Source organism: Janthinobacterium sp. GMG1, assembly GCF_034427795.1.
Classification (GTDB): Bacteria; Pseudomonadota; Gammaproteobacteria; order Burkholderiales; family Burkholderiaceae_D; genus Janthinobacterium.
Genome location: NZ_JAXQNT010000011.1, coordinates 53,080 through 77,113, shown reverse-complemented (window position 1 = coordinate 77,113; position 24,034 = coordinate 53,080). Strand labels below are relative to the sequence as shown.

The 24,034-nt window shown below is 63.7% G+C and carries 21 protein-coding genes; 7 read left to right on the top strand and 14 right to left on the bottom strand.

The features are described from left to right. Positions 1-17: 17 nt before the first annotated feature. The 4 genes from SJI03_RS23930 to SJI03_RS23915 form a co-directional block, all read right to left on the bottom strand. Positions 18-614 carry an SCO family protein gene (locus SJI03_RS23930; protein WP_322428866.1) on the bottom strand — a complete coding sequence of 199 codons (597 nt, stop codon included), beginning with the start codon at positions 612-614 and terminating at the stop codon, positions 18-20. A gap of 61 nt (positions 615-675) precedes the next feature. Next, the gene (locus tag SJI03_RS23925; protein WP_322428865.1) at positions 676-1,062 is read right to left on the bottom strand and encodes a DUF2946 domain-containing protein; all 387 of its coding nucleotides are present in this window, start codon (positions 1,060-1,062) and stop codon (positions 676-678) included. A gap of 36 nt (positions 1,063-1,098) precedes the next feature. Continuing rightward, positions 1,099-1,692 carry a hypothetical protein gene (locus SJI03_RS23920; protein WP_322428864.1) on the bottom strand — a complete coding sequence of 198 codons (594 nt, stop codon included), beginning with the start codon at positions 1,690-1,692 and terminating at the stop codon, positions 1,099-1,101. Positions 1,693-1,754: 62 nt separating this feature from the next. Further along, positions 1,755-2,426: a Crp/Fnr family transcriptional regulator gene (locus tag SJI03_RS23915; protein WP_099380681.1), complete on the bottom strand. Its 672-nt coding sequence runs from the start codon at positions 2,424-2,426 to the stop codon at positions 1,755-1,757. 156 nt (positions 2,427-2,582) lie between these two features. Between SJI03_RS23915 and SJI03_RS23910 the strand changes: the two genes are divergently transcribed. After that, positions 2,583-4,217 carry an acyl-CoA synthetase gene (locus tag SJI03_RS23910; protein ID WP_322428863.1) on the top strand — a complete coding sequence of 545 codons (1,635 nt, stop codon included), beginning with the start codon at positions 2,583-2,585 and terminating at the stop codon, positions 4,215-4,217. Positions 4,218-4,231: 14 nt separating this feature from the next. Here SJI03_RS23910 and SJI03_RS23905 read toward each other — a convergent pair whose 3' ends face one another. The 4 genes from SJI03_RS23905 to SJI03_RS23890 form a co-directional block, all read right to left on the bottom strand. Then, positions 4,232-5,647, bottom strand: coding sequence for an MFS transporter (locus tag SJI03_RS23905; protein WP_322428862.1), 1,416 nt, complete (start codon positions 5,645-5,647; stop codon positions 4,232-4,234). A 77-nt stretch (positions 5,648-5,724) separates the two neighbouring features. Further along, positions 5,725-6,441, bottom strand: coding sequence for a ribonuclease T2 family protein (locus SJI03_RS23900; RefSeq protein WP_322428861.1), 717 nt, complete (start codon positions 6,439-6,441; stop codon positions 5,725-5,727). A 69-nt stretch (positions 6,442-6,510) separates the two neighbouring features. Further along, entirely contained in the window at positions 6,511-7,611 is a 1,101-nt protein-coding gene (locus tag SJI03_RS23895; protein WP_099380684.1) for a branched-chain amino acid aminotransferase, read from the bottom strand. Between the two features lie 95 nt (positions 7,612-7,706). After that, positions 7,707-8,207, bottom strand: coding sequence for a Fur family transcriptional regulator (locus SJI03_RS23890; RefSeq protein WP_322428860.1), 501 nt, complete (start codon positions 8,205-8,207; stop codon positions 7,707-7,709). A gap of 167 nt (positions 8,208-8,374) precedes the next feature. Here SJI03_RS23890 and SJI03_RS23885 point away from each other — a divergent pair, with 167 nt between their 5' ends. After that, entirely contained in the window at positions 8,375-9,343 is a 969-nt protein-coding gene (locus SJI03_RS23885) for an IS1595 family transposase (RefSeq protein WP_322428859.1), read from the top strand. Between the two features lie 64 nt (positions 9,344-9,407). Here the strand turns inward: SJI03_RS23885 and SJI03_RS23880 are convergent, their stop codons facing one another. The 4 genes from SJI03_RS23880 to SJI03_RS23865 all read right to left on the bottom strand — a co-directional run bounded on the left by SJI03_RS23880 (position 9,408) and on the right by SJI03_RS23865 (position 15,937). Continuing rightward, positions 9,408-11,738: a TonB-dependent receptor gene (locus tag SJI03_RS23880; RefSeq protein ID WP_233516272.1), complete on the bottom strand. Its 2,331-nt coding sequence runs from the start codon at positions 11,736-11,738 to the stop codon at positions 9,408-9,410. 105 nt (positions 11,739-11,843) lie between these two features. Continuing rightward, positions 11,844-14,240, bottom strand: coding sequence for a TonB-dependent siderophore receptor (locus SJI03_RS23875; RefSeq protein WP_322428858.1), 2,397 nt, complete (start codon positions 14,238-14,240; stop codon positions 11,844-11,846). Positions 14,241-14,334: 94 nt separating this feature from the next. Beyond that, positions 14,335-15,351 (bottom strand): FecR domain-containing protein, encoded by a 1,017-nt coding sequence (locus SJI03_RS23870; RefSeq protein WP_099379556.1) that lies wholly within the window; start codon positions 15,349-15,351, stop codon positions 14,335-14,337. Beyond that, positions 15,341-15,937, bottom strand: a complete 597-nt coding sequence (locus tag SJI03_RS23865) for a sigma-70 family RNA polymerase sigma factor (RefSeq protein WP_322428857.1) — start codon at positions 15,935-15,937, stop codon at positions 15,341-15,343. Before SJI03_RS23865 ends, SJI03_RS23870 begins: the two co-directional genes overlap by 11 nt. 181 nt (positions 15,938-16,118) lie before the next feature. Here SJI03_RS23865 and SJI03_RS23860 point away from each other — a divergent pair, with 181 nt between their 5' ends. The 4 genes from SJI03_RS23860 to SJI03_RS23845 all read left to right on the top strand — a co-directional run bounded on the left by SJI03_RS23860 (position 16,119) and on the right by SJI03_RS23845 (position 19,833). Next, positions 16,119-18,629 (top strand): sulfite reductase flavoprotein subunit alpha, encoded by a 2,511-nt coding sequence (locus tag SJI03_RS23860; protein ID WP_322428856.1) that lies wholly within the window; start codon positions 16,119-16,121, stop codon positions 18,627-18,629. A gap of 110 nt (positions 18,630-18,739) precedes the next feature. After that, the gene (locus SJI03_RS23855) at positions 18,740-18,925 is read left to right on the top strand and encodes a hypothetical protein (RefSeq protein WP_070222074.1); all 186 of its coding nucleotides are present in this window, start codon (positions 18,740-18,742) and stop codon (positions 18,923-18,925) included. Between the two features lie 151 nt (positions 18,926-19,076). Continuing rightward, the gene (locus tag SJI03_RS23850) at positions 19,077-19,232 is read left to right on the top strand and encodes a hypothetical protein (protein WP_158301299.1); all 156 of its coding nucleotides are present in this window, start codon (positions 19,077-19,079) and stop codon (positions 19,230-19,232) included. A 202-nt stretch (positions 19,233-19,434) separates the two neighbouring features. Next, the gene (locus tag SJI03_RS23845) at positions 19,435-19,833 is read left to right on the top strand and encodes a bacteriohemerythrin (protein ID WP_158301300.1); all 399 of its coding nucleotides are present in this window, start codon (positions 19,435-19,437) and stop codon (positions 19,831-19,833) included. A gap of 3 nt (positions 19,834-19,836) precedes the next feature. On the opposite strand, the gene SJI03_RS23840 is transcribed toward SJI03_RS23845, so the two are convergent. After that, the gene (locus SJI03_RS23840) at positions 19,837-20,496 is read right to left on the bottom strand and encodes a hypothetical protein (protein WP_158301301.1); all 660 of its coding nucleotides are present in this window, start codon (positions 20,494-20,496) and stop codon (positions 19,837-19,839) included. 509 nt (positions 20,497-21,005) lie between these two features. Here SJI03_RS23840 and SJI03_RS23835 point away from each other — a divergent pair. Continuing rightward, complete coding sequence (locus SJI03_RS23835; RefSeq protein ID WP_322428855.1) at positions 21,006-23,240, top strand: TonB-dependent siderophore receptor; 2,235 nt, start codon at positions 21,006-21,008, stop codon at positions 23,238-23,240. On the opposite strand, the gene SJI03_RS23830 is transcribed toward SJI03_RS23835, so the two are convergent. Continuing rightward, entirely contained in the window at positions 23,237-23,980 is a 744-nt protein-coding gene (locus tag SJI03_RS23830) for a nucleotidyltransferase domain-containing protein (RefSeq protein WP_322428929.1), read from the bottom strand. The two genes, SJI03_RS23835 and SJI03_RS23830, sit on opposite strands and share 4 nt — an antisense overlap. Positions 23,981-24,034 lie beyond the last annotated feature (54 nt).

Here is a 24,034-nt window from a genome sequence, read left to right as displayed (position 1 = left end):
TTATTTCCTCGCGATGGTTATAAGGTGTATTTCGATTTCATCAGGGTCTTGATGTCCTGCACGCATTCGTCACCCGTCAACTGGTGTTTCAAGCCCAGGCGCATGCGTCCCTCGGCATCGAGCACATAGCTGATGGCCGTATGGTCCATCGTGTACGAGCTGCCGCTCGGCACGCGGCGGTAGAAGACCTTGTAGTTGAAGGCCGTCTGCGCCGTCGCCTGCGGGTCCGTGCGCAAACCGAGGAAACTCGGATCGAAGGCGCGCATGTATTCGCCCAGCAACTCGGGCGTATCGCGCTCGGGGTCGATGCTGATAAAGATTACCTGCAATTTATCGCCATCGGCGCCCAGTTTCTGGCGGATTTCCAGCGCGCGCGACAGGGCTGTCGGGCACACGTCCGGGCATTGCGTGAAGCCAAAGAAGACCATCACATATTTGCCCTTGAAATCGGCCAGGGTGTAGACCTTGCCATCGGGGCCGCTCAACTTGAAGTCGGGCTTGTAATCGCCTCCCGTCAAGTCGAGGCCGTTGTAATGGGGTTTCGGCGCTGGTTCGCAAGCGGCAAGCGTAAGCAATCCCGCCGTACCGGCGAGAAGGAAAAGACGACGTTTCATGATAATTCCGGCCCGATGGGCGTAGTGGATACAGTTAAGACGTGGAAGGCGTGACTGGCGTTCAGGCAGCCAGAGGGGGGCCGCGCGGGCTGGCGGCCAGCCACGCGAACGGGGCCCGCGGCGCCTGGTAAAACAGGGGCGGATACAGGTCGTGGCCCGTGATGACGGCCAGCGGCGATGCTGACGACGGCGGCAAGCCCACGCTGCCCGCATGGCTCATGCAGAACGGGCAATGCTCGATGTGATGCAGCACGGAATCGGTGGTGGATGTGGCGGTCGGCGCCAGGTCCGCCTGCGTGTAGACGGCGCCGCTGGCCGAGCAAATCTCGACGGCGGCATTGTTCGCGTTCGCATGCAGCGAGGCAAAGGCATACGACAGGGACGGCGACAGCGCATTGAGCAGTATCGCCAGGCAGGCGAACCACATATGCCACTGTTTGCGCTTCAATAATGATCCCATGGCCCCGATTATAACGGAGTCTGGCTATCCGGGCGCCTGGCCGCGCAGGAACAGGCTGGGGCGCACGCCGGCCACGTCCACGCAGGCGTCGCAAAACGCGGGGATCGAGGCAAAGCCGGAACCAGCCGCCACTTGCGCCAGGTCGCGCTCGCCATGCACGCCATCGGCATCCGCTTGCGCCGCCGTGTGCAGCGCGTGCGCCAGACGCTGCTCGCGCACCAGGCTCAGCAAGGCCTCGCCCTCGGAAAACAGGCGCGCCCTGGCCTTGTGCGGCGTCACTTGCCACAGGGCCGCCAGGCGCGCCGCCGTCCATTTGCCTTGCGGCGTATCAAAGATGTGCTGCGCCAGCGCCTGGCTCCAGCGCTTGCCGCCGCCGTGGCCACCCTCCGCCTCATCGTCTTCCAGCGCCAGGGTGAACACGGCCGGCTTGCCCCGCCCCGGCATCACGTCGCAGGCGAAGCGCAAAAAGGCGGGCACGACGAAACTGTCGCCGCTGGCCAGTTTCTTGGTGGTGATTTCATTGTGCAAAGTCACAAAGCCCTGGCGCACGGTGACGCGCAGCCTGAGCGGAAAGCGCAAGCCCAGCAAGTGCAAGGGATGATCGGAAACGAGGGCCATGCGTCAGGTCAAGGTGGTGAGCGAGCCGCCAGCATGCCACACATCGCGCGTCCGGTCTGTCATCACAGCGACGCTACGCCATAACGGCGCAAGCCGTCCAGGTCGACGACGCGGATCGATTGGTAGGCGATGCTGATCAAGTTCAATTCGGCCAGGTGGCCCAGCGCCTGGTTCACGCGCTGTCGGGAAATGCCCGTCAGCAAGCCGATTTCTTCCTGCGACAGCTCAAGCACGCTGGAAGTGCGCGGGTATAACATGGGGTGGAACAGTTGCGCGATGGCTTGCGCTACTTGCGCGTCGACGGCCAGCAGGCGTTGGTTCTGGATGGTGGCGATGAACTGGCCCATGCGCTCGTTCAACTGGCGGATGACGAAGGCATTGAAGGAAAGGCTTTCGGCCAGCAGCAGGTGAAACAGGTCCACCGGCACGAGGATGATGCTCGATGCGCGCACGGCCACCACGTCGTAGCGGCGCAGTTCGCGCTTGAGCACGCTGCCCTCGCCGCACCAGCCGCCGGCCGGCACGCCGGAAAACGTGGCGCCGCGCCCATCGGCGTTGTAGACGGCCAGCTTGATCAAGCCCGTGTGCACGCCGATCCAGTGCGCCGACGGTTCGCCGCGCCGCGTGATGAAGGCGCCCGCTTCGTAATGCCTGATCACGCTACCGGTGCGCAACAGGGTCTGATGCCGCGCATCGAGGGCCGTGAACCAGTCATGGCTGCCGAGTTCAGGCATCGCTAGGTCTACACTATCGTTGCTATCCATTCCATCCTTCAATTTCACACGTCAGCTGTCACTAAGATGACAGTGATTTTCCAGCGCCGGTGCTATGCTAACCGGTATCAATCCCGAAACAGGGAGCTACAGAATTTTATTTCACAGGAGACAAGCATGACTGCTGATTTCAATACCGGCCTCGGCAAAAATAGTGCCAATTACGCCGCCCTCACCCCGCTCGACTATATCGCCAGGGCAGCCGCAGTATATGGCAATCGCCTGGCAATTGCACATGGCGCCTTGCGCCAGACGTGGGGTGAAACCTATGCGCGCACGCGCCGCCTGGCCTCCGGCCTCATCAAGCTGGGCGTGGGTACGGGCGACACGGTGGCCGTGATGCTGCCAAACACGCCCGCCATGGTGGAAGCGAGCTTTGGTGTCCCGATGGCCGGCGCCGTCCTCAACGCCCTGAATATCCGCCTCGACCTGGCGTCGCTGACCTTCATGCTGCGCCATGGCCAGGCGAAAGTCTTGCTGGCCGATACGGAATTTGCCGAACTGGCGCGCCAGATGGCGGCGCAGATTCCCGGCCTGCGCGTGATCCAGGTCAATGACGTGCTGGGACCGGAAGTGGACCCATTTGCCGACCTCGACTACGAAGCCTTGCTGGCCAGCGGCGACCCCGAGTACGACTGGCAGGGGCCGGCGGACGAGTGGGATGCCATCGCCCTCAACTACACGTCCGGCACCACGGGCGACCCGAAAGGCGTGGTCTACCACCACCGCGGCGCGGCATTGAATGCCCTGTCGAACATACTGGAGTGGGACATGCCCAAGCATGCCGTGTATTTATGGACCTTGCCGATGTTCCACTGCAATGGCTGGTGCTTCCCGTGGACCGTCGCCGCGCGCGCCGGCGTCAACGTATGCCTGCGCAAGTTCGAGCCGAAACTCGTGTTCGACCTGATGCGCGAGTTGCGCATCACCCACTATTGCGCCGCGCCCATCGTGCACGCGGCCCTGGCCAACGCGCCCGCCAACTGGCGCGACGGCATCAACTGGACCGTGCGCGGCATGGTGGCCGGTGCGCCGCCGCCAGCCGCCATGGTGGCAAAGATCGAAGCCATGGGCTTTGACTTGATCCACTCGTATGGCTTGACGGAAGTGTATGGCCCGGCCGCCATCTGCGCCGAGCAGGACGAGTGGGCGGCGCTGTCGCAGGAAGAGCGGGCCGTATTGAAATCGCGCCAGGGCGTGCGATACCACTTGCAAAGCGCCGTGGCCGTGATCGACCCGGACACCATGCAGCCGGTGGCGGCAGACGGCGAACAGATCGGCGAGATCATGTTCCGTGGCAACATCTGCATGAAGGGTTATCTGAAGAATGAAAAGGCGACACAGGAAGCGTTCGCGGGCGGCTGGTTCCATACGGGCGACCTCGGCGTCATGTATCCGGACGGCTATATCAAGCTGAAGGACCGCAGCAAGGACATCATCATCTCCGGCGGCGAGAACATTTCCAGCGTGGAAGTGGAAGACGCCTTGTACCACCACCCGCAAGTGCTGGCCGCCGCCGTCATCGCTCAGCCTGACGAAAAATGGGGCGAGACGCCGTGCGCCTTCGTCGAACTGCGCGAAGGGGCCAGCGTGACGGAAGCGGAATTGATCGCGTTCTGCAAGAACAACCTGGCCGGATTCAAGGTGCCGAAAGCCATTTATTTTGGTCCCCTGCCCCGCACGTCGACGGGCAAGATCCAGAAGTTCGAATTGCGCAAGCGCATGCAGTCGGACAAGGCCATCGACGTCTAGGCGCGTCCAGGCGCTTAGCTGCCCTTGCCGCTCAGCCACGCCGGCTGCGCCACCACCAGGCGCGAGAAGCTGGCGATGCTCGCCACGGCGGCGAACCCTGCCGCCAGGCACAGCGCATACGTCGTGCCCCGGCTGGCGGAAACCGTGAAGCAATACGCGACCAGTGCCGCGCCCGTCGCTTGCCCGATCAGGCGGGACGTGGCCACCACGCCGCTGGCGCCGCCGGCCCGCTCGGGCGGCGCGCTGCCCATGATGGCTTTCAGGTTCGGCGCCTGGAAGAAACCGAAACCGATGCCGCACAAGGCCATGCGCCAGCCGATGTCAACCGCGCTCGGATGCGCCGGGATCCACACCAGGGTCAGCAAACCGCCGGCCAGCGCCGCCAGGCCTATACCGCCCAGCACGCCCGGAGAATAGCGGTCGCTCAGGCGGCCGGCTACGGGCGCCATCACGGCGACCAGCGCGGCCCACGGCGTCATCAAAAAACCCGTCTCGACGGGTGAGCGGCCCAGTGTCACCTCAAAATAAAAGGGCAAAGAAACAAAGGCCAGGCCCTGCGCGGCAAACGTGCAGATGGCCGTCAGCGACGACAGCAGGAATAATGGACGGCGGAACAGGTCGATCGGCAGCATCGGTGCCGCGTGCCCCGCCTGGCGGCGCAGCAGCAAGACAAAGAAAATCACCACCGCCGCCAGTTCTGGCAGCAAGGTCGACAGCGCCGCGTGATGGGCCGCGTCGCCAAACAGCAAAATGAGCAAACCGAAGGCGCCCACGTTGTACAGCGCCGTGCGCGCATCGAGGGTGTGGCCGGACAATTTAGTGGCCGGCAGCATGCGGCTGGCGAGGAAAAAGCCCGCCACGCCCAGCGGCACGTTGATGGCGAACAGCCACGGCCACGAGGCCGTCGCCAGGATCAGCGAGGCAGCCGTGGGGCCGATGGCGAACGCGACGGCCACCACCAGCGCGTTATTGCCAAACGCGCATCCCAGCAAATGTTTAGGGTACAGGGCGCGCAGCAGCGCCGTATTGACGCTCATCATGGCGCTGGCGCCGACGCCCTGGAACAGGCGCGCCACCACCAGCGACGGCAGGGACCAGGCCAGCGCGCAGGCGAGCGAGGCCAAGGTAAACAGGAGCATGCCGGAGATAAACACGCGCCGGTAGCCGGCGATTTCGCCGAGGGCGGAAAACGGCAGCAGGGTCGCCACCATGGCCAGTTGGTAGACGTTCACGATCCATACGGAGGCGGCCGGCGTCGTGTGCAGCTCGCTGGCGATGGCCGGCAAGGCAGTGTTGGCAATGGCCGTATCGAGCGAGGCCATGCCCACGCCGATGGCCAGCGCCAGCATGGCCCATAAACGGGCGCCGGGCGGCAAGCCGTCCTCGCCCACCATCACGGCTTGCGTTTGCCGCTGCATAGACTGCTGCATAAATACACTACCTGTTCATCTTGCTGATCCGGGCAATACACTAGCATGTATGCAAAAAACCTGCAGGACAGGCAAGCTTACTTCTGGCAATCGATCACTTTAAAATCTTTCGAATAACAGATACGCAGCTCGCCCGAATGCTTTTCATAGCCGAGCCAGCGGCCTTTCAATTGCGGGTTGTGCTGCTTCATCCACTGGAACAGCTCGTTTTTCGGCATGGTGGAGTCCGGCAACTTCAAGGCCTGGAACAGTTCACGTTCCTTCTCAAAATACTGCTTGGGCGTATCGAAATCGCAGGCGCCATGCTTTTCCCACTCGCCCTGCAGCAAGGCTTCGCCCGGCTGCATGCACATATAGGGCAGGATGTCGGACGGCGCCAGCTTCGGCAGATTGCCCTTGCAATAGCGCGGGTGCATGTCCGTCTTGCGCGGCGGCGTCACGGAAATGTCTTCGCAGGTGGCCGGATTGGCCGACTGCGCCCACAGGCCATGCACGATCCAGCCGAACTGGTTGCTCTCGGCGCACTGGAAGGCGGCCTTTTTCGACACTGCGCCACGACGGCGCTGGCTGTCGCAAAAACCTGGCGACCACGACAGCGCCAGCATAAAGTAATCGGTGGGCACGTTGGTGCTTTGCTTGTAGCACGTGTTTTTCTCGTCCGACGGCTTGACGTCGTAATCGTAGTAACTGACGTTACGGGGAATGGCGCACGTGGCGTCGGCCGCGTGGACGGCACCAAAGGACAGGCTGAGGAAAACGGCCGCCAGCGCGGGCAGTACAGTTCGAAATTGCATCAGGTTTCCCTTTCAGAATATAAAACGCCGGCAACACAGTGCCGGCGCGGTATCAATCAAGCAAGCTGATTAGCAAACCTTGTGCATCCAGCCATGCGTATCCGGTGCCGTGCCATGCTGCAGACCCAGCAACGCTTCGCGCAGGGCCAGAGTAACGGCGCCGTTTTCATTGTTGTTGATGGTCATTTCAAAGCCGTTGGCCTTGGCCACGCCCACGGGCGTGATGACGGCGGCCGTGCCGCAGGCGAACACTTCGGTCATGCGGCCCGAGGCGATGTCGTCGCGCCATTGCTGCACGGACAATTTACGCTCTTCCGTCGCATAGCCGAGGTCTTTTGCCATTTCCAGCAGGCTGCGGCGGGTGATGCCTGGCAACAAGGTGCCCGTCAGTTCCGGCGTCACAACGGTGACTTTCTCGCCATCTTTATACACGAAGAACAAATTCATGCCGCCCATTTCCTCGATGAATTCCCGGTGCACGGCGTCCAGCCACACGACCTGGTCGCAGCCCTTCTCTTGCGCTTGCGACTGGGCCATCAGGCTGGCCGCGTAGTTGCCCGCGCACTTGGCTTCACCGGTGCCACCCGGCGCGGCGCGCACGAAGTCTTCGCTGATCCACACGGTGACGGGTTTCACGCCTTTCGGGAAGTAGGCGCCGGCTGGCGAAGCGAACAGCACGAACAGGTATTCTTCCGATGGACGCACGCCCAGGTACGGGTCGGTGGCGATCATCAGCGGACGCATGTACAGGCTCTCGCCCGTGTTCTTCGGCACCCAGTTGCGGTCTTGCGAAATGAGCGCGTCGCCCGCTTCCAGGAACAGCTCGACAGGAATGGCCGGCATGGCCAGGCGCGCGGCGCTGCGGTTGAAGCGCTCGGCATTCTGTTCCGGACGGAAAGTCTTGATGCTGCCATCCGGCTGGGCAAACGCCTTGTAGCCTTCGAAGATGGCCTGGCCGTAGTGCAGCGACGAAGCGGACGGGTCCAGCATCAACGGGCCGTAAGCCTTCAGTTCACCCTGCTGCCACTTGCCGTCGCGGTAAGGAATCACCACCATGTGGTCGGTAAAGATGCGGCCAAACGCCGGGTTGACCATGCGCGCGGCGCGCTCGGCGTCGGACAGGGGGTGGGCGGATGGGGTGACGACGAGATTCTGTGTGGAAGTGGTCATGGCAGCAGGAAACAAATAAGAGGTTCCCTATTGTAGCGCCTAATGCGCGCGGCGAGGAGGCGGATGGGCCAGCCGTTCTTGTTGCGCCGCATCAATCAAACGGCTGCCCGCGCCGGCCGGCCCCGCCCTGCCTGCGCTTCGTCGGCGCACTGGCTGCAGCGCATCTGCACGGAAATCACGTTCGCGCCGATTTCCATGCCGTGCGCCGCCGCCGTCTGGCGCAATTGCTCCACCAGCGGCATATCCTGCACCAGCACGCTGCGTTCGCAGACGCGGCACACGAGGTAGCAACTATCCGTCTCCACCTGATCCGGCTTGATCAGGTAGCGCGCCTTGTTGCCGCTGGCACTCGCCTCACGCTCGCGCAACAGCAAGCCGGCCCCTTCCATCTCCTTGAGCACGCGGTAAATCGTGCCCAGGCTGACGGCAATGCCGATATGCAGCAGTTGCTGATAAATGCTTTCCGCATTCATCGCTTGCCGCTGCGTGCCGGCCAGCACTTGCAGGATGCAGATGCGCGCGCTGGTCGGGCGCAGGCGCACGGCGCGCAAGCGCTCGAACACGCGGCCATCGCCCTGGGTTTGAATGTCTTGCATGGGATTCTCCACTTGTGCGTTCTGCTCTCCCTACCTTGCCAAGCGAAAACGTCAAAAGGGAACCGGGAAATGAAAAAGGCTCTGTCATCGATAAATAGGGGAACTACCGGAATCTTCCTTTGGCATTGCTGTCTGACTCTACATAGTTACCACACAGGGAGCAGATCATGCAGCCAGCCGAATGGATCCGTTTTATCGCCCAGTTTGCTCACCTGAACCGACGCCAGCGGCAAACAGGCATCGCCCTGCTGTGTGGCAACGCACCGCAAGACGCGACCGTCGCGTTGCTGGAAAGCGTGGCGCAGCCGCGATTGGCCTGTCCCGCCTGCCGCTCGCCTCACCTGCACCGGCATGGCCATGCGCACGGCTTGCAGCGCTACCGCTGCGTGCCTTGCGGGCGCACTCTCAATGCCTTGACGGGCACGCCGCTGGCCCGCTTGCGTCACAAGGCGCTATGGATCGCGTATGCCGATTGCCTGCTCGATTCCGCCTCGGTGCGCCAGGCCGCTCAGCAGCTGGGATTACACCGCAACACCACGTTTCGCTGGCGCCACCGCTTTCTCAGCGTGGCGAAGACGGACCGGCCGCATGGCCTGCATGGCATCGCCGAGGCCGATGAACTCTACGTGCTGGAATCGGAAAAGGGATCGAGGCAGATGACGCGTCCGGCCCGTCGCCGGGGCGGCCATGCCTTTAAACGCGGTATATCGAATGAGCAAGTTTGCATCCTGGTGGCGCGCGACCGCACGGGCCAGACCCTCGATTTCGTCACGGGCAAAGGCGCGTTGACGAAGGCGCAGCTGCACCGATGTTTGTTGCCCGTTATCGACAAGGATGTTCTGCTGGTAACGGATGGTCATGCGGCCTACCGGGCGTTTGCGAGAGAAGCGGGTATCAGCCACGAGGCCGTCAACTTGCGCGCCGGCATCCGTGTGCAGGGCGCCGCGCATGTGCAGAACGTCAATGCGTATCACAGCCGCCTGAGACAATGGCTCGGTCCGTTTCATGGCGTGGCGACGCGCTACCTGCCAAATTACCTGGGCTGGCGCTGGATACTCGACGCCAGACGCATCCGTTCACCAGAAACGTTATTGAAAGCAACGCTGGGAGCATTCCCACACTTGATGGTGACATAGCCATGAAAAAAGGCGCCATTCCAATCGCTCGAACGGCGCCTTGCGCTACCTCAAACGAACGACATCAGAACTTGATGTTGGCCGTCACGGTTGCCGAGCGGCCTGGTGCCACGCCAGCGTAGTGCGGCGACGAGACCTTGTCAAAGTACAGCTTGTTCGTCAGGTTCTGGATATTCAGCTGCAGGGTCACGTTGCGGTTGACCACGTAGCTGGCCATGGCGTCGAAGCGCGTGTAAGCCGGAGCATATTTGTTGTTGGCCACGTTCGCATAGACTTTATCGACGTAGTTCACGCCGCCACCGACCGTGATGGCTGGCGTGACCAGGTACGAGGTCCACAGCGACGCGCTGTTCTTCGGCGTGGTCGCAAACTGGTTGCCGTTGTAAGGCGATGGCGCATACACGGGCGCAGCCGTCGTGCCCGTATTGACGTAGCCATTGTTTTCCAGGACGGCGTTCAGGTGCGTGTAGCCGCCGAAAACCGACCACTCCCTGGTGATATTGCCGCTCAAGCCCAGCTCGATACCCTTGACTTGCTTGTCACCCACGTTTTGCGAGCTGCCATCCGGTGCCGTCACGCGCGCATTGCTCATGTCGCTCTGGAAATAGGCGCCGCTCAGTGACAAACGGCCGCCTGGCAGCACTTCCCATTTCGTGCCCAGTTCGAAGCTCTTGCTCTCTTGCGGCTTCAGGTTCTGGATGGCTACCGACAGGCCGTCCAGGCCGTCGCCGCCGTCATTGCCCGGTGGCGTGGACGAGGTGCCGTAGGAAACATACACGCTGCTGTTGGTCGATGGCTTGTACACCAGACCCGCCTGATAGCTGGCAAACGTGGCGTGCACATTGGCGCTGCTGGCGGCGGTGGTCTTGCCATCGAGCGTGTATTGCGGCGTGTTCAGCGAGCTCTTGTAGTCATCCCAGCGGATGCCCACGTTCAGCAGCCATTGCGGCGTGAACTCGATGGTATCGAAGCCGTACACGGAGCGCGTGTTGGTAACGATGTTGGTACGGGCCGGCGACACCGTGCGCGTGTAGACCCACGGGTCGTTGGCGTTCGGATTGAGCAGCGGCGCGCAGTTGTAGCCGGTGGCGGCGCCCGATGTCGGGCAGGTGGTCGACTTGTTGAGGAAGTTATTCGTTCCCGGATTAAACAGGTAAGAGCTGCGGTCCGTTTCTTCACGGCTGATTTCCAGGCCCAGCGTGTAGGTATGCTTGACCGAACCCGTCATGAATTCACCGCCCAGGCTGGTGGCATTGGCCAGTGCATCCGTGTCGGTGACGCGGGTGTTGGTGCGGCGCCAGACGGTGCCGTACAGCATGGTGTTGCCCTTCGAATCGTCGGGCTGGGTCCACACGTAGTCGTTGCTGGTCTTGCCGTAACGGGTCACGTTGCGCAAGATCAATTTGTTGCCGAAGTCGTGGCGCACGTCGATGGTGCCGATATCGCTCTGGGTGTCGCGGAAGTCGCGGTTCACCAGGCCATAGAAGGTGTCGCGCGGCACATTGACGGGCGTGCCGTTGCCGTTTTTCGACACATTGGCGCCCGACGAGAACGGGTTGTTGAACGGCAAGCCGGTATCGGGCAATTCGCTCGACTGCATGTGGTAGTAGCTGAGGGTCGCTTGCGTGGCCGACTTCAGGCCGAAGGTGATCGATGGCGCGATGCCCCAGCGGTCGCCATTGATGTAGTCGCGGCCGGCAACGTGGGCGTCGTGCGCCATCACGTTGACGCGCACGGCCACGTCGTCGCTGATGACGCGGTTCGCATCCAGGGTGGCGCGGCGGTACTTGGCGCTGCCCAGGCCGACGGTGGCGTTGGTGAAATTGTCGACTTTCGGCGTCTTGCTGATCAGGTTGACGCCGCCGCCCGCGGACGAACGTCCGCCGTAGGCCGAGTTCGGACCCTTGACGACTTCGATTTGTTCCAGCGCAAAGATTTCACGCGATTGCGAACCCGTGTCGCGGATGCCATCGATATACGTATCCGTTTGCGCGTTGTAGCCGCGGATAAACAGATTATCGCCCACGGGATTGCCGCCTTCGCCGGCGCCGATGGTGATGCCCGGCACGGTACGCAGCGCATCCGTCAGCGAGACGGCGCCCGTTTGCGAAATGATTTCAGCAGGAATCACCGTCACGGATTTCGGCGTGTCCAGCAGCGGCGCCGTCAGCTTGTCGCTGGCCGATTTGACCGGCGCCTGGATCAGGCGGTCAGCCGTGCCGATCACTTTAACTTCCTGCAACTGCTGCGGCTTGTCCGTCGTTTGCGCGTGCAGTGCCAGCGGCATGGCCAGGGTGGCAAATGCGGCCAGGGCCGTGCCATGCATGCGCGGCGTGGAAGTGGTGTGGTGCTTGCGGCTGCGGATGGTAACGCCCGCTTTGTCTTTCGATGTCATCGCTATCTTTCAATGTATCGGATGGAATAAATTGGCTGGCTACTGCCCCCCGGCAGTTGGCTGGCTCGTTGATTGCTTGGGTACTGCAAACTTGCTAATACAAAACTAGAACCGCCACAGTGCCGTCATGCGCAAGGCCCGGGGCGAACCGGGCGCGATGTTGTCGTTGCTGTGGGCAGAGGCGTAATATTTCTTGTTGAATAAGTTTTCCACATTCAGCTGCAGCTGAAAATGCCCGTGCGGCTTGAAGTAGACGGCGCCGTCGACACGCGTAAAACCGGGCAATACCACCGTATTCGACACCGAGGCGTACACGGCGCTGCGGGCGATCAGGCCCAGGCCGGCGCCCCAGGCGGGCGAAAAATCGTAGCGGTTCCACAGCGACAGGCTGTGCCTGGGCACATGCGCCACCGTGGCGCCCTCCACGGCCGTGGCCGCTTGCGTGGCCGTCAGCACGGCGCGCTGCCACGCATAGCCGCCGGCGATACTCCAGCCAGCTTGGACCTTGCCATTGACGTCCAGTTCCAGGCCCTCGCTGCGCTGGCCGTCGACCAGCATCGCCCGCGTCGTATCGATGGGGTCGGTGACGGCCACATTGCTGCGTTCCAGCCGGTACACGGCCGCGCTGGCGGAGAGTAGCGGCGTGACCTCCCACTTGGCGCCCAGCTCCGCGTTGCGAAAACGCTCCGGCTCGAAGACGGCATTGCTGGGCGTCAACGAGGCCAGCTGTTCACCCGCGCGCGGCAGGAAAGACTGGCTGACGCTGGCATACAGCGACAGCGCTGGCACGGGCTGATAGATGAGGGCCACGCGCGGCGACCACGGCGTATCCGTGCGGGCGATGCGCGCATCAGTACGGTTGTTGACGAAATCGACGGCAAAGCGCTCGTAGCGCACGCCGGCAACCGCCTGCCAGCGGGAACTGAAACGCAACTGGTCCTGCAGATAAATGGCGGCCGTGTCGGCCACGCCATGGTTGTCCGCATCCGTGGCGCTGGGCCGGAAAGTCACGGGCAAGTCCGTCACCGGGTGCGATGTAGGCAGGCTGATGTGGGTGACGTTGTCGCCCAGGGTAGTGAAATAGCCGGTGTTGCGCAGATTGTCCGTCGTCTGGCGGCCCAGTTCCAGGCCCGCCGTCAGCCGGTGCCGCACGCCGCCACTATCGACTGTCCACTCGACGTCCGTCTGGTTGAACAAGTTGCTCCGCTGGGTGGCGCTGTTGTATGCCAGCACGGTCACGTTCTCGCCATCGGCGCTGACGGGGCCGGGAAAGGCGTTCTGGTACAGCTTGTCGTAATCGGCCAGGCGCATGCGGTTGCGCACGCTTGCGCCGCCGCCCAGGTCGTGTTCCAGCGTCACGCCCAGCGCATCGATGTAGGCCCACGACGGGCTGCTGCCGGCGATGCCGAAAAACGTGGACGGGTCCGTCTCAAACGGCCGCCCCCGGTAAGAAGGCAGGCCCCGGTCCGTCACCCGGTCATCGCGAAAATGTTCATAGCTGGCCACTACGCTGGTGCGCGGCGACAAGCGCCAGACCAGCACGGGATTGATGGCGCTGCGGCGCACGTTGACGCCCTGGCGAAACGAGTCGCTGTTTTCCGCCATGGCATTGACGCGCATGGCCACCTCAGTGCCGAACACCTGTTGCACGTCGAGCGCGGCGCGCCGGTTGCGCCAGGCGCCCAGGCTCACGCTCGCTTCGCCGTCGTTCGTCCATTGCGGCTGCTTGGTGGCGCGGTTGATGACGCCGCCACCGCCCCCACGGCCAAAGACCATGGCGTTCGGCCCCTTGATGGCTTCGACTCGTTCGATATTGTAGAAATCGCGGTAATACTGCACGTCGTCGCGCATGCCGTCCAGGTAAAAGTCCGACGTGGAACTGTTGCCGCGCATCACCGCCGTATCGCGATTGCCCTCGCCTGCGGCCGTGCCCACGCCCGGCATGTAGCGCATGGCGTCGGCCAGGCTGCGCATGTCCTGATCGCGTATCAGTGCGGCGCTGACGACGCTGACAGCCTGCGGCGTGTCGCGCAAGGCCGTGTCATTGCGGCTGGCGGCGGCAGAGCTGGCACGGCGGTAGCCATCATCGTTGTCTCCCAGCACGGTGACAGGTGCCAGCACTTGCAGGCCCGCGCCCTCCCCGTCCAGGTCGGCGCGCAAGGGCACGGGCGCCAGGCGGACGATATAACTGCCATCCGGCAACTGCACGGCCACCAGGCCCGTGCCCGCCAGCAATTGCTGCAAGCCCTGTGGTATGGACAAGCTGGCATGCACGCCGCCGCTGCGTTTGCCCTGCGTCAAGCCGCCTTCGGCCGACAGCAATATCCCCGCCTGGCCCGCAAATTGGCGCAAGGCCTGACCCAGCGGCGCGGCGGCGATGCGGAAGCTGCGTACCGTCTCTTCCGCCGCCGGCGCCATGACAGGCACGGCCAGCAGCGCGGCAGCCAGGGACAGCGGCAGCAGGCGGCGGGCGAACGGCAGGCAAGGTGGGAACAGCGGCACGGATTTCCTTTGTTATTGCATTGTTGAGCAGGCTACTTCTACCTTGCCAAACAACTTTTCAAAAAGGGAACCACTTTTTGAGAAATATTCTTATTTACTGTTTTGACTGGGGCTGCTGGGCTTCCACCGTGACCCACCAGTCGTGCAGCCGGTTGATCCTGACGGGCAAGGTCGCTTCCAGCGCCGCCAGGATGCGGTCCGTGTCGGCCAGCGGATAACTGCCCACCAGGCGCAAGTGCGCCACGTCGGGCGCGCAGCCCAGGTGGCCGCGGCGGTAGCGCGACAGTTGCGCGAGGAAATCATCGAGCCGCATCTGCTCCGGTTGCAAGCGGTACTCGATCCAGGCGGCCGCATTCGGATCGGCGGCAAACGGCTCGCCAATCAAACCGTCGCCAAAACGCACTTGCTGGCCGGCCGGCACGATGCGCGGCGCACCGCCATCGCGGGGCGCCACTTCGACACTGCCCTCGTAGACGGCCAGCAAGGTCGCATCACCCTGTGGCTGCACGCTGAAACGCGTGCCCAGCGCGCGCAGGCGACCGTGCACGGTGTCGACGACGAGCGGACGCGCCGGCTGCCGGCTGTCGCGCGCGCTACTGATATAAATTTCGCCGCCGTGCAAATCGACGCGGCGCAGCTTGGCGCTGTAATCGATGTCGAGGGAGGTTGCCGTATTGAGCCACAATTGCGAGCCGTCGGCCAGCGCCAGCTGGCGCACGCTGCCGATAGCCGTTTTTTCAGTCGCGCGCAGACTGGCGATCCAGCTGCGCGTATCGCGCCGCAGCAGCATGGCGCCGCCCAGGCCGCTTGTCAGGCACAGCGCCAGCAGCCCCTTGACGAGGCTGCGCCGCTGGGCATCGCTCTGGCGCGGCCCCGCAGCGTCGAGCGCCTGGCGTGCCGGCTCGCCAGGCAGCAGGCGAAATTCCGCGCTGACGGCTTCCACCCGGCGCCAGGCGGCACGGTGGGCGGGCGAGGCGGCATGCCAGCGTTCCCATGCTTGCTGCTCGGCAGGATCGGCGTCTTCGCCGCGCAGCACGGCGTACCATTCGGCCGCTTCCTGCAAAATGGCGTAGTCGGCCGGCGGCATGGCAGGAGCAGGCTTAGGCGGCATCGTCCAGGCACAGCATGCATTGCAGCATGGCTTGCGCCATGTATTTCTTGACCATCCGTTCGGACACGTCCAACTGGACGGCGATCTGCGCATACGTCAGGCCATCGAGCTGCGCCAGCAGAAAAGCCTGGCGCGCGCGCGGCGACAGGGTGTCGAGCATGGCGTCAATGCGGTACAGCGACTCCACCACCAGTGCCCGCTCCTCGGGCGACGGCGCCGTCAATTCGGGACGGTTGGCCAGGGCGGCAAGAAAAGTGCGTTCCAGGGTCAGCCGGCGCCAGTGATTCACCAGCAAGCCATTGGCAACCGTGCTCAGATAGGCGCGCGGTTCGCGCAGGCTGTCCGCCGACTGCGTGGCCAGCATGCGCACGAAGGTGTCTTGTGCCAGGTCGGCTGCGCCATCGCGGCAGCCCAGCTTGCGCCACAGCCAGTTGTACAGCCAGCCATGGTGGCTGCTGTACAGGTCGCTAAAGAGATCGAGGGAAGGAGAAATGGTGGACACGGGCAAACGAACAAAGGGGCTGCCAAACTTGCCGGTCAAGTGGGTCAGCACTGCATCATGATCACGAATGAGAATGATTTTCATTTTCACACAATTTCACGACGATGTAAATTATCAAAACCATCATCCTTGCCCGGCGTGGACCTTTTGCGCAACAGTGCCACCGCACCATCATTTGCGAATGATTCTCGTTTGCGTTAAAATATCAGCCTTCCTTCTTCCCGCCATGCCTGATACCTGCATGGCGGCGCTATCGAAAGCCGCCATGACCACCTCCTCCCTTCCCCAGTTGCGCGCCAGCGCCGACGATGCGCCGCAGACTCGCCAGCTTGCAGCCCCGCAACAACGGCGCTGGCACTGGAGCTGGAAGCAGGTGTGGTTTCAATTGCACTGGTTCATCGGCATCACGGCCGGCACGGTGCTGGTGATCATCGGCCTGAGCGGCGCCACCCTGGCCTTCAAGGATGAATTGCTCGATGTCATGAACCCCGGCGTGCGCCATGTACCCGTGGAAACGCGCGCGCCGTTGACGCCAGCCCAGCTGAGCAACATCGCCGCAACGGAACACGGCCAGCGCGTGGCCTCCATCACCATGTATGCAGAAGCGGGCGCGGCGCCACGCCTGTTCTTCGCACCGAAGAATGGCCAGCGGCGCGGCGAGTCGATCTACCTGCACCCGTACACGGGCGCCACCCAGCCGGCGCTGGCGGGCGCGGAATTTTTCGAGTGGACGGAATCCTTGCACCGCTGGCTGCTGCTGCCGCGCGATCCGGGCCGGCAAGTGGCGGGCGCACTGGCCCTGTGCCTGCTGGGGCTGGCACTCTCCGGCCTGTATCTGCGCTGGCCCCGCCGTCCTCTGGACTGGCGCACCTGGCTGACCTTCGATCCTGCCCTGAAGGGCCGCTCGTTTTTGTGGAATCTGCACGCCGTGGCCGGCACCTGGTGCCTGGTCGTGTATGTGGCGCTGACCCTGACGGGCATTTACTGGAGCTATGACGTGGTGCGCGACAATATCGACGCCTGGGCCGGCAAGCCGCCAAGGATGGCACAGGCGCCGGGCAAGAAAGGCCAGCCGAAAGAGAAAGCGCCCGCCGTCGACATCGGCCCCGCCTGGAGCAGCTTCCAGCAACACGCCGCCGGCTGGACCATGGCCAGCGTACGCCTGCCGACACGCGCCGGCGAAGCCGTGCAATTCACGTGGCTGGCCAGCGATGCGCCGCACGAACGGGCGCGCAGCCGCATGAGCATTGCACCGTCCGACGGCACGCTCACGGAAAACGAACCGTACAGCCAGCAGGGCCTCGGTGCGCGCCTCGTCAACATCATTTATCCGCTGCACATGGGCACGTATTTTGGTTTGCCGGGCCGTATCATCGTCACCCTGGCCAGCCTGGGCCTGCCCCTGTTCGCCATCACGGGCTGGATGCTGTACCTGGGCCGCCGCAAGGCCAAGCGGGCTGTGCAGGCGCAGCGCGCCATGCTGGGCGCCGGCGCTCCGGGCAAGACGGATACAGGTTTGCCGACCCTGGTGGCCTACGCCAGCCAGTCGGGACAGGCCGAGCGCCTGGCCCTGGAAAGCGCGCGCGCCCTGCAGCAAGCGGGCGTGGCCGTCGACGTGCAATCGCTGGACCGCTTTGACCCCGCGCAACTGCGCCAGTACGAACGGGCACTGATCGTCGCCAGCACCTTTGGCGAAGGCGAGGCGCCGGACGGCACGCGCCGCTTTGCGCGCCTGTTGCAACAAACCTCGGGCACGCCGCTGGCGGGCCTGGAAGTCGGCATGCTGGCCCTGGGCGACCGCCATTACAGCGCCTTCTGCGGCTTTGGCCATGCGCTGGCGCAACAATTACACGCGCTGGGCGCCACTTCCCTGTTCCCCTTGATCGAAGTGGACAAGCACGACCCCGCCGCGCTGGCCGACTGGTCCAAGGCGCTGGCCCGCTGCAGCGGCAGCGCCATCGACGCCATCGGCGTGCAGGAAGAAGCGTCGTATGCCGAGTGGCGCCTGGCGCGCCGCGTGCTGCTCAACCCGGGCAGCCTGGGTGGCGAACTGCATGAAATCACCTTGACGGGCCCGGCCGGCGCCACCTGGGAAGCGGGCGCGCTGGCGGAAATCATTCCTTGCAATGCGGACGGCAGCGATGGCGAAGCAGGCAGTGCCCATCACGCGCCGCGCAGCTATTCACTCGCTTCGCTGCCATCCGATGGCGAGCTGCAATTGCTGGTGCGCCAGGAACGCCATGCGGGCGCGCAGAATCAAGGCCATGGCCTGGCCTCCGGCTGGCTCACGCGCTTCGCCCCGCCGGACGCCCCCATCCGCCTGCGCCTGCAAGCCAATCCCGCCTTCGCGCCCGCCCTGGTGGACGTGCCCTGCATTTATATCGGCAACGGTTCCGGCCTGGCGGGCCTGCGTGCGCATTTGCGCGCGCGCAAGCGGGCGGGACTGGCGCGCAACTGGCTGCTGTTCGGCGAGCGCCAGCAAGCTTTTGACAGCATCTGCGGCGCAGAGTTGCAAGGCTGGCTGGACGCTGGCCACCTGGCGCGCCTGGACCGCGTCTTTTCGCGCGATGGTGAGACACGGCAGTACGTGCAAGACCGCCTGCGCGCCAGCGCTGGCGAGCTGCGCGACTGGCTGGCGCAAGGCGCCATCGTCTGCGTGTGCGGCAGCTTGCACGGCATGGCGGCAGGAATCGATGCTGTGCTACAAGAAGTGCTGGGCCAGGAGGGCCTCGACGCGCTGCTGGCGGCCGGGCGCTACCGCCGCGACGTGTATTGATCTACATCAATCCGCCCCCGGCACCGCCCGGCTATGTGGGCAGGCGCACAGTCAGCGCCAGCCATCGGACTAGAGTGGGGACATTCCCCCCACCGTCTGCGAGGCTAGCCATGAAAAACCCCTGGATGAGCATGTACCTGAGCGCCGCCAACCGCATCGCCAACACGGCGCGCGGCCATGCGACGGCCGCCGTCAAGCGCGAAGCGGCGAAAAATACGCGGCAACTGACGCAAGTGTGGTTCGACTCTTTCCTGCCCGCCGCAGGCAAGCCACGGCGCAGCCGCAAGGCGAAATAAGCCCGTGGCACCAGGCGAACTGGTGCGGTGCATCACAGCAATAAGTTGAAGTTACGACCAGATGAACTAAACTGCAAGCATGGTAGTGCATAAGGAAGTGACCGGCAGGCGCCGCATCCCCGCGCCGCCGCCGGGACACCGGGAGACGACCATGTTGACGCTCAAAGTGCTGGCCTGCCTTGCCTTGTCGGCCTTGCTGCTCGTGCCCCTCGTGCTGAGGGATGCGATGCAGACGTCCGCCGGGCAGCAGATGCAGGTGCCGAATGTAGACGCACAAGCCCTCTGGGCTCGCTGGCCGAAGCATTAAACGCGCTAGGTAGCAGCTTACCTCATTTAAAAACGCTTTATTGCGGATGGGGATTTGTTCCCCGTTTTCCTTCATTTCTCAGTGCCTCAATCCTCCTCCTCTTCACCATACTTTTGATCCAGATCATGGATTTCCCCCTTCGCCGCGTCCACACTGGAACAGTCCGCTTCGCACCGGGACGGACTTAACCTGGAGCATCAGCATGGGTAAATCGCATTGGAAGGATGAGATGGCGCTGGGGGTTCCCGTCATCGACGAGGCGCATGAAGCGCTGTTTCAGGAACTGGCGCGGCTGCAGCAACTGGGCGACCAACATTTCAGCGTGGCGTTTCGCGAGCTGATTGCCGCCGTCGAACGCGATTTCCGCGAGGAAGAAGATTTGATGGAACAAATCGGCTTTCCCTCGCTGGCCAACCACCGCGAACAGCATGCGCGCGTGCTCAGCGGCTTGCACCATGCCTGGGCCGCCGTCGATGAAGGTGACCTGGAACAGGGGCGCCATGCGCTGTCGCTGTTGCCGCAATGGCTGATCTTCCATCAGGCCACCATGGACCTGGCCCTGGCGGCGGCGCTGGAACTGGTGCAGCGCCAGCCGAACTAGACGCTACAGCAGCAGCACCGTCGCTTGCTCGGGCAAGACGACGCGGTAGTGTCCCGGGTACTTGTCTTCGCCATCGAAAATCTTGCAAAACACGGGCTGGTTGATGTCGTTGACGGCCGCCTCGTTCATGGGCAGGGTGGCGATCAGCTGCTCGCCTTCGACCAGTTGCAGCGCGCTGCCCCGCTCGGTAGCGCAGAACGCCAGCGATTGCACATCGCTGGCGAACGGCCGCTTGTACCACGGCGTAATGGCCCGCACGGCGCGCCGGGCGTCGTGCAAAACCTGCCCCACGCGCGTGACGTTCCAGGCATCGCGCGCCACGGACGGCTGAAGCACGATATTCGCCGTCAGCTCGCCCCTGCTCTTGTTCACCAGGAAAGTACCGTCCTGCGCGGCGATGTCATCGTTGAGCGGCACGACAAACACGCCGCCGCTGGAAACCTTGATCGGCACGGGTGCGCCATTGCCTTGCAAAGCCACGCGCACGTCGTCGATGGTGGCGCTCAGCTTGGCCGGAATCAGGCGCAGGGCCATGACCACGCTGCCGCTCGACACTTGCCACACTTTCCTGGCCGTCAGATAACTTTCACGGTAAGCCGTGAAGCGCACGCGCGGCGCCTTGGCGTCGCTGCTGGCCGTGATCGTCACCGTTTGCGACGGCAAGGCGTCCTCCGCACTCGCCGCTGGCGCCGCGGCTGTGGCAGGCGCAAGGGGGGGCGATACGACCGCGGCGGCGGGCGGAACGCTAGCGCTCTGCAGCGGCGCGGGAACAGCCGGCGGCGGCGCCTGCTCCTGGGCCTGGCCCAGCGACACGACACACAACCATCCGGCACAAGCGATCCATGTACGCATGCATTTCTTTCAATGAGGAAAATATTTTATCAGCGCCTGCATTATCGCAGAAGGTCGGACGATACGCCCTCGGCCTGCCTGCACGCCTGTCCGCACTCTTTTGGTGCGCACGCTTGATTATTTGGCAAATACCACCTATATTGATAATGATTCTTATTCACATAATGTGAACTGAATTATGCACGACCTTTCCACTGCCATGCGCGGGTGGACTGCTATCCGAGCCAGATCCCGGGCCAGCGTCACGCCATCCCCCAGCTACTGCGCCACTCGCCAGACGAGATAGGAACACACACGACTAAAAATACTCCAGGAAAATAATGCAATCGACCACCGTCTTCTCTTCTTCGCGCCAGCCCGCCTTGCGCCCCCTCCCCCGCTTATTACACATCAGCCTGCTCAGTCTTGCCGCCGGCGTGGTCTTGCCTGCACAGGCTGCCGATGCTGCTGAGGCCGACGTCACCATGCCGGCCGTCACTGTGCTGGGCCATTCGATGGCCACCACGGAAGGCACGCAGTCGTACACGGCAGGCGAAACGCGCAGCGCCACGCGCATGGACCTGTCCCTGCGCGAGACGCCGCAATCGGTCAGCGTCATCACGCGCCAGTTGCTCGACGACCTGGGCGCCGTGCGGCTGGACCAGGCGCTGGCGCAGACGACGGGCATCCAGGTGAACCAGAACGACACGGAACGCACGACGTTTAGTGCGCGCGGCTTCGGCATCAACAATATCCAGATCGATGGCATGGCGCGCGGCGGCAATGCGCCATTGCAAGACACCATCCTGTACGACCGCATCGAGGTCGTGCGCGGCGCCACCGGCCTGATGGGCGGCAAGGGCGACCCGTCGGCCACCATCAACATGATACGCAAGCGGCCGACGAAGGAATTCCAGGCCAGCGCCGGCCTCATCATGGGCCGCTGGGATGACCAGCGCTTCGAGGCCGACCTTTCCACGCCGCTGAACGCGGATGGCAGCGTGCGTGCGCGCACGGCCCTGGCGTGGCAAAAACGCGATTCCTACCTGGACATGTATCACGAACGCAAGACGGTCGGCATGGTCATCGTCGAGGCGGACGTGCGTCCCGGCACCCTGCTGACGGCCGGTGTCGACTTCCAGGACAACAAGCCCACAGGCGCCACCTGGGGCGCCGTGCCCTACTGGAACGCGGACGGCAGCCTGGCCAACTTGCCGCGCAACACCAGCTGGACGACGCCCTGGAGCACCTGGGCCAACAAGCAGCACACGGTATTCACGTCGCTGGACCAGCGCCTGCCCGGCAACTGGAACATGCACCTCGGCTATGCGCGCACGGAAAGCACGAACCGCACCACCGTTCTCTATGCGGGCAAGGGTTATCCCGATCCCGCCACGGGCAAAGGCATGGAACTGTGGACGGGAGCCTGGGGCGCAGGCGAAAAGAACAGCGACAATTTCGACATTTACGCCAGCGGGCCGTTCACCTTGCTGGGACGCAAGCATACAGCCATCGTCGGCTGGAATGGCAATAACGCCCAGGACAATTCGATAGGCGGCAAGGCGAAAATCGACTATGAACCTTTGGTCCCTGATTATCGCAGCTGGACGGGCAATATCCCCCGCCCCGTGTTCACCCCGGATGGCTCGCACACGGAAACCGTGACGCGTCTGGCGGGCGGTTATGTGGCCACGCGTTTGAGCCTGGCCGACCCGCTGCACGTGATCATCGGCGCGCGCAGCAGCACCTACCGCACGGAAAAGCGCAACTACAACACGCAAGGCGTGCACACGAACAGCAGTAACTTTGTGGAAACGCGCAACGAGGTCACGCCCTATGTGGGCGCCGTGTTCGACATCAACAAGCAGTATTCGGCCTACGCCAGCTTCACGCAGCTGTTCACCCCCCAATCGAGCAAGGACCGCAACAACCAGTTCCTGGCGCCGGAAACGGGCGACAATGCGGAACTGGGCATCAAGGGCGAATTCTATGAAGGCAAGCTGAATGCATCGGCCGCCCTGTTCCACACGAAGAAAAAGAACCTGGCGGAACTCGACCGCACGGTGCCGCCCGGCTTCTTGCTGCCCGACGGCGGCCAGGCCATGGTGGCCAATGGCGCCGGCGTGACGGCAAAGGGCGTGGAATTCGACGTTTCCGGCCAGTTGTCACCCGGCTGGGAAGCGAGCGGCGGCTATACCTATCTGCACGCGGCCGAGGCTGATGGCCGCCGCGCCGCCACCACGCAGCCGCGCCATTTGCTGCGCCTGGCTACCAGCTACCGTTTCGACGGCCGCCTGGCAGGGCTGAAAGCGGGCGCCAGCATGACAGCGCAAAGCGCCATCTACAGCGAATCGTGGTACGGCCACCCGCCATCGGGCGAGATGACGAATATCCCGCAAGCGGGCTATGCACTGGTCAACGCCATGGCCAGCTATGCCATCAACCGCCACGCCAGCGTGCAGATGAACGTGAATAACTTGCTCGATAAGAAATACTACCGCACCATAGGCTTCTACGACAGCGTGTTCTGGGGCGAACCGCGCAACATCAGCCTGGCCGTGCGCACGGCGTTTTAAGCGCGCCAGTGCGCGGGTGCCGGCAGGGTGAACCCTTCCAGCAAGGGGCCGCCCACGGGCGCCAGCACGGCGGCGGCGACTTGCTCGAACGCATGCTGGCCGGCCGGCAAGTCGCTGGCCACCAGGCGCAGCGCGCCATCGAGCTGGTCGGCGATGGCGGCGTCGAACGCCTGCAGGCGGCGGAACAGGTGCTTGCCGCCGCCGCTCCACTGGCCCCCCGCGCGCAAGTGCAGGTCGGCCAGTGCCTCATACAGCTGGCAAGCCACGGCCAGCGCCTCGCCCGGGTGCGTGCTGTCGACCAGGTCTTCCAGCGCGGTGGTGATGGCGTAGCGGCGCCGCTGTAAATTGTCGACGTCCAGCACGGGCGGCCCGGCGGCGGTGAATGCTTGCGCCAGCGCCAGCAGTTGCGCATGCTGCGGTCCGGGCGCGGCGATATTCTCGCCTTCGAGCACCATCATCGCCAGCGGCACCCTGCCGCCTGGCGCGTCGATTTCCTTGCAAAAATACGTGAACGTGGCCACGTCGTGCGCGAACAGTTCCACCGTACGCCCTTCGGCCACGAGAGTATCGCGCCAGGCGCAATCGACGTGGTCGAACAGCAGCAGCAAGTCGATATCGGAACTGGGCGTCTGCCGGCCCGTGGCGAACGAGCCGCCGATGATGGCCGCCACGGCCGTGGGGTAGCGCTGCTGCACCAGCCGCGCGGCAATCGCGCGGATATCGTCATAGCTGGGAATCATCGTCAAAGCCAGTTCTCCGTGCTGAAAAACCCTATCCTACACGCAATATGCACG